The organism is Enterococcus sp. LJL99 (assembly GCF_054871725.1).
Genome location: NZ_JBTXLT010000028.1, coordinates 1 through 2,558, shown reverse-complemented (window position 1 = coordinate 2,558; position 2,558 = coordinate 1). Strand labels below are relative to the sequence as shown.

The following is a 2,558-nucleotide window of genomic DNA, read 5'->3' as shown; positions in this document are numbered from 1 at the left end:
CTAGAATTGTCTAATTAAGTGCAACATTTGTAATTGCTTCTCTTAAACCTTCTTTTTTCTAATTGTATTCTTTGATAAAATGGAAAATAGAAGGATTCACTATACAAAATGAAAATGGAGAAACTACAAGTGGCTTATGAATATTTAGATAAATTTATGAAGTACTATGAAGAAAGCAACTACTTACAAGGAAATTTACTAATTTGGCATAAGGGAAATATCATCCATAACAAGAGTTATGGCTTGTCAAATATCGAAATGAATGTTGTTAATAGCTGTGAAAAAAAATTCAAAATCGCATCTTTGACTAAGGCGTTCACTGCCATGATAACTTTACGTTTACACGATTTAGGTTTGCTAAATATCTATGATTCAGTACAAAAATATCTTCCACTTCTTAATAGATATGAACCTGTTACAATATATCATTGTTTAACCTGTTCTTCTGGAATTCCAGACTTTGCAAATAAGCTAGATTATTGGGATAAAGATATGAGAATTCCAAATAATATAAGCAATATAATTGATAACATTTACTTAGAAGGACTAAATTTTGCACCTGGAACTGCATATGAGTATTCATCAACTGGATATTTAGTTATTACAAAAATTATTGAAGAGGTAACCCAATCAAGCTATGATATTGCTTTAAAAAAATATATTTTGAATCCTTTAGGCATGGAGGACAGTGGTTGTATGAATAATATTGATATTGTTCGTAATCTAGTCGAAAGTTACGGGTTTTGGATTGATGAAATTCAATCTGCTAAAACTGATATGTCATTTCCGACAGGAGCAGCAGGTATGTATTCAACAACAACTGATCTATTAAAATGGGGAAAAGCAATTATTGAAAAAAGGCTGTTGTCTGAAGAACTCTATCGAGTATATGAATCTGTAAACCAAGAAACTTACGCATGTGGTTGGGATATAACAACTATTGGACAAAGTAAAATTTTACAGCACCAGGGAGATTTAGATGGATTTGTAACAAGTATAAAACTCTGTCGTGAGGAAGACTTAATAGTAATTTTTCTTTCTAACCAAGAAATTATTCCTGTCACGACTATCACTAAAAAAATAGTTGAGCATGTATTGGGAAAAGCATTTTCAGTACCTCTTTTAAAAGAAATTAGTATTTCAAAAGAAATTTTATTAAGGGTAGTTAATAGATATCACTATATTGACTCTGTGAATTCGAAAAAAATGGATTTAGAAGTAACTTTAGTAGGTGAACAATTGTTTTTATGTTGCACCAAACGATACGACATTCAATATAAATTCAGATTAAATTGTTATTATGATGAAGTTAAGAATGTTGTTTTGAAAGCGGAAAAGATAAATGAAAGGCTTGTATTCTCGCCAAATAGAAAACCAACATATATTATGTTGAATGGTGAAAAGTTCACCTTAAATCCATATCAGTAATAAGCCAATAATTCAAGAAATCTCTGGTTAGCTTTCTTGAATTAGTTTTACTTGTCTTTCGTAAAATACCTCGAAGGGGGTCTTCCATCCTAGGCATTTTCTTGGTCTGTTGTTAAGTTTATTTACAATAGATTTAATATATTCTTCTAAAACTGGTGTCATATCCGTACGTTTTGGTAAATACTCACGTATTAACCCATTTGTATTCTCATTTGTTCCACGTTGCCATGGAGACCATGGATCTGCAAAGTAACAATCTATACGGCATAATCTACTAAAGTATTTATATTTGGCAAATTCTGGCCCTCTATCTGGCGTAATAGTTTTTCGTTGTTTTTTTTGTAAGGGCGATAATAATTTTACTATCATATCCCTTACAAAAATTGAATCATTTTTAGGAATTCTACCCGCTAGCAAAAATCGAGATTTCCGATCAACGAGTGTTACAAGACATGATTTCCCTCGGTGTCCCAACACAGTATCAGCTTCCCAATGCCCAAGTTCTTCTCTAGTTTCAGCTTTCGCTGGACGTTCGTGAATCGTTTTCACATCCGTAAACCGTCCACGACGATCACCAATTCGTTTACTCACTGATTTTCTTCCTTTTCTTCTTAACATTTTTCGTGCCCCAGGACTACCTACAGGAAATCCTTCATCAAATAGACCATTGTAAATAGAACGATAAATAGTAGGGTAGCTGACAATAGATTTATCACTCTCTAGGTTAATTCTATTCGCTATCTGTTCTGGAGACCACTGTTCTTCAAAAAGTAGTTTACGAATGGTTTCTTTATACGGTGATTTATCCAAGATTCTCTTTCGCCCGCATTTCTGCTTGTTCTTATGATACGATTTTTGCGCTTGGGAAGGCGAATAGGATTTAAACTTAGTAATATTCCTTTTAAGCTCTCTCATAACAGTGGATGGATTTCTTTTGATTAGGCGCCCAATTCTACGAATAGTAAATCCAAAACCGTGATAAAGAAAGATCATTTCTCGCTCACGTATCGTAAGGTGTGTGTATGAAGTCATAGCTAAATACCTCCTAGTTGATATAATTCGTCAACACCATTATAACAGGATTTTTCACCTTCAATTTATAGTGTTGCACTTAAATTATACATTCTAGT

At 32.8% G+C, this 2,558-nt stretch carries 2 protein-coding genes; one reads left to right on the top strand and one right to left on the bottom strand.

What is annotated here, in order from left to right; genetic code table 11:
* Window positions 1-129: 129 nt before the first annotated feature.
* Window positions 130-1,428, top strand: coding sequence for a serine hydrolase domain-containing protein (locus ACYSNW_RS18125; protein WP_461746925.1), 1,299 nt, complete (start codon window positions 130-132; stop codon window positions 1,426-1,428).
* 27 nt (window positions 1,429-1,455) lie between these two features.
* Here ACYSNW_RS18125 and ACYSNW_RS18120 read toward each other — a convergent pair whose 3' ends face one another.
* On the bottom strand, window positions 1,456-2,460 hold the full coding sequence (locus ACYSNW_RS18120; protein ID WP_461746923.1) for an IS30 family transposase: 1,005 nt from the start codon (window positions 2,458-2,460) through the stop codon (window positions 1,456-1,458).
* Between the last annotated feature and the right edge of the window lie 98 nt (window positions 2,461-2,558).

What these genes read in the sequence shown, in the direction of transcription:
- ACYSNW_RS18120 (WP_461746923.1), bottom strand. Translation starts at nt 2,460, where the DNA reads ATGACTTCATACACACACCTTACGATACGTGAGCGAGAAATGATCTTT.